The sequence below is a fragment of the Polaromonas sp. P3_C2 genome (assembly GCF_056402675.1).
In genome coordinates, this window is record NZ_JBFUGX010000433.1 from 1 (window position 1) to 3,619 (window position 3,619).

At 61.6% G+C, this 3,619-nt stretch carries 1 protein-coding gene; it reads left to right on the forward strand.

Going from position 1 to position 3,619, the window contains the following annotated elements:
• On the forward strand, positions 1–3,619 hold a 3,619-nt coding region (locus AC1DWI_RS16600; protein ID WP_477725241.1), incomplete at both ends, for a LysM peptidoglycan-binding domain-containing protein.

Here is a 3,619-nt window from a genome sequence, read left to right on the forward strand (position 1 = left end):
CTTGGGACCAGGCCGGCAACAAGCTGACCGACACCAACGGCAACGGCGAGACCCTGAGCTACACCTACGACCTGCGCGGCAACGTGGTGGCCACCCGCCAGCCGCTGGGCCAGACGGTGCGCGCTACCTTCGACCTGCAGGGACGCAAATCCGGCGAGGTCGACGCCAACGGCTACACCAGCACCTGGAGCTACGATTACTTCGGCCGGCTGTACAGCCACACCGACCTGGGCGGCGCGAAATACAGCTACAGCTACGACAACGCGCGCCAGCTGACTTCGCAGACCAATACCCGTGGCCAGAGCCTGGGCTACATCTACGACGCCGCCGGACAGCTCACCCGCATCACCGACTACGCGCTCGGCAAGGTCACCAGCTACGCCTGGGACCTGGCCGGCCATCAGTTGCGCGAGCAGATGTCGCAGAACGGCACCGTCTACCAGGACAACCACATGGCGTACGACGCCCTGGGCCGCCTGCGCTGGGTGAATGACACCCATGCCTACATCAACATCGACTACGACAAGATGGGCAACCGCACGCACATCCAGACGCACGTCATCAACGGTGACACGGCCAACGACAGCAGCCGCTACTTCCAGTACGACGCGATGAACCGCCAGACCGTGGTGGACGCGGTGGACGCCGCGGGCAATCTCGGCGCCCAGGGCCACCGTATCACCTATGACGGCAGCGGCAACCGCACCAGCGACACCTATTACGGAAACCGGGTCAATGCCGTGCAGGTGGTCGACCACTACAACAGCGTCAGCACCGGCATTCCGGTCTGGGTCCTCAATGAATCCGGCCAGCCGGCCCTGGACGAGTCGGGCAACCCCATCCCCGCACGGGACGAATCTGGAAACATCATCTACCAGACCCAGCAGGTCCCCGTATACCGCACAGACTACGCCGCGGGCCAGGGCCAGACGACGGAGGCCTATGCCTACGACGGGCTGAACCGCCTGACCGGCGTCGTGCGCGACGGCGTGCAGCTGGACTACCGCTTCTATGACGGCGCCAACCGCAGTGTGCAGACCGGCCCGGCGGGCCACCTGCCGGTCGGTTACATCAACGCGCTCAACGGCGGCGCGTCCGGCGCCAGCGGCACCGAAACGCGCATCAACCGTTTCGACGCCAATGGCCGCCTGGTGCATCAGCGCGTGTTCAAGAGCGACGACAGCGCCAAGTACGAGATCGACTACAGCAGCTACGACGCGGCCGGCAACCTGCAAAGCTACACGCTGCAAAACTACGATGGCACGGCCTACACCAACTACTACAGCTACAGCCAGGCGCGTTACGAGGGCTACAAGGAAGCCAGCGTCTACGGCAGCAGCAGCTACTTCCAGCCGGGTACTACCACCAGCTACTACGATGTCAACGGCAACCTGTCCGCCATCACAGACAGCACCAACGGCGCCGCCAACCGCAGCTTCATCAACGACGCAGCCGGCAAGGCCCTGTACACCAACCAGAACGGCCAGGTCCAGCGCCAGCTGATCGTTGGCGGTGAAGTGCTGGGCCGCTACGGCAACGCCGCCGGCGGCGTTAACGTGGCTGACTTCAACTTCGGGTACCAGCCCATCAACGGAAACTACCCGTCGGCCAGCCCGGGCATCTACATCGTGGCACCGGGCGACACGCTGCAAAGCATCGCCAAGGGGGCCTTCGGCGACAGCGCCCTGTGGTACCGCATCGCAGAGGCCAACGGCTTGTCGGGCGACAACGACCTCAAGGTCGGCCAGACCCTGACCATCCCCAACCGCGTGGGGACGCTGAGCAACAACTTCAATACCTTCAAGCCCTACGACCCGAGCGCGATCGTGGGTGACACCACGCCCAACCTGCCCACGCCACCGCCGCCTGCGCAGGATGATGGTGGCTGTGGTGGACTTGGTGCCATTATTGTGGTGATTGTGGTCATCGTGGTAGCGGCAGTGACGCAACAGTACTACCTCATGAACTATGCCGTTCCCGAGGGTGTTGCTTACAGCGCTGCCGCCATAGAAGGAGGCACTGTTACCTTGTCATCTGCTGCCACATATGGGGCGGCAGATATGGCAATCGCCGGCGCTATCGGGGGTGCTGCGGGATCCATAGCAGGGCAACTTGTTGGCAACGCTCTGGGTATTCAGGACGGATTTAGCTGGAAACAGGTCGCAATGGGAGCCATCAGTGGTGGGGTCGCCGGTGGCCTCTCAAACGTGGCTCCTTTGGGCGGACAGGCTAGCAGTCTGGGCAATACCATCGCGCGTGCTGCCTTGAGCAACGCGCTGACGCAGGGGATTGGCGTCGTGACGGGCCTGCAAGACCATTTTGACTGGCGTGGAGTAGCGGCCAGCGCCGTCGGCGCGGGTGTTGGCAACATTGTTGGAGGTGCGCTGGGCAAAACGGATATCAGCCCCTTTGCCGCAAGAGCCATTACCGGCCTAGCCGCGGGTACCGCCACCGCCATCGCCCGGGGCGGCAGGATCGCTGTGCAGCAGATTGCCGCTGATGCGTTTGGCAATGCGTTGGGTAACTCCTTCGTCGATGCTATGCAGCCTACGCAAGGGGGGGGAGCCTACTCGGCGGGGGACTATACGAATGAGATGGATCGGGCAAGCGACAGTTACAACCCAGCCCATGCAGGTGACTATGTCAACGAGATGGACCGGGCTAGCGATAGCTATAACCCTGCGAGCGAGTACGGCTATCGCAATGGATCTGATATTCAGAGCGATGGTGATGGGTACACGGGCGGGCAGGATTGGGCCATCGATCTGGCTGAACGTCGTGCAGCAAGACTAGGCTGGGCCAACTCTTCGACAGCAATAAGAGCGCCTTCCACGCTACGCACGTATACCGTGCGTGAGGGCGATAACCCGGCAAGCATCGGGCGCGCCTTCTTTGGTGACGAACGCGCTGGAGCCCTGATTTTGGCTGACAACGGCCTGAGCGCGTCTGCAAAAGGGGCGCGTAGCTTGCAGATTGGCACAGTACTGACGCTGCGCGATGACATCAGTGCTAGCAGCTTGCGCATTGGAGGGAAATTGATCAGCATGGACTCGGCAATCCGTGCAGAGCAAGCAGAGGCAAGCGCGCAAGCGGCGACCGATAGTTCTGGTTTGTCATGCACGCCAACCAATCCGTATGGAATTGCAACGCCAAGCACGCCACAAGAAGTGGCCGCTTTGATGCGAAGCATGCCGCGCCCGTCGGTGCTAGATCAGTTTAGTGCGGCTGCGCTGAATCAGTATGACGGGCGGGTCATGAAGGCGTGGGATGGCAAGCAGACGGTAGAGATGTCTGCTGGCGATCTAGCCAGAATGAACTCGTTTGGGATGCAAGCAGGGCAGAACTTGGCGGTGTCGTTGGTTGGCGCGGCGCAGTTTTCTCCACCGGGTTTGACGGTAAACACTTTCTTTGCGTCCTTGAATGGGACCACCAATGCCTTGCAAGGGAACTATACGGACGCTGCTTGGAATGGGGCCGAGGTTGTGTTGAACGTTGCAGCCGTTGGTGGCGCAAATAAGGTGGCTTCGCTATTTCGTTCAGAGCTCAATACTGAATTGAACGCAGTGATCCGTTCTGGGCTTGCCAGGGACTTGCCGAGCATGGCAGCGATGGATGGGAT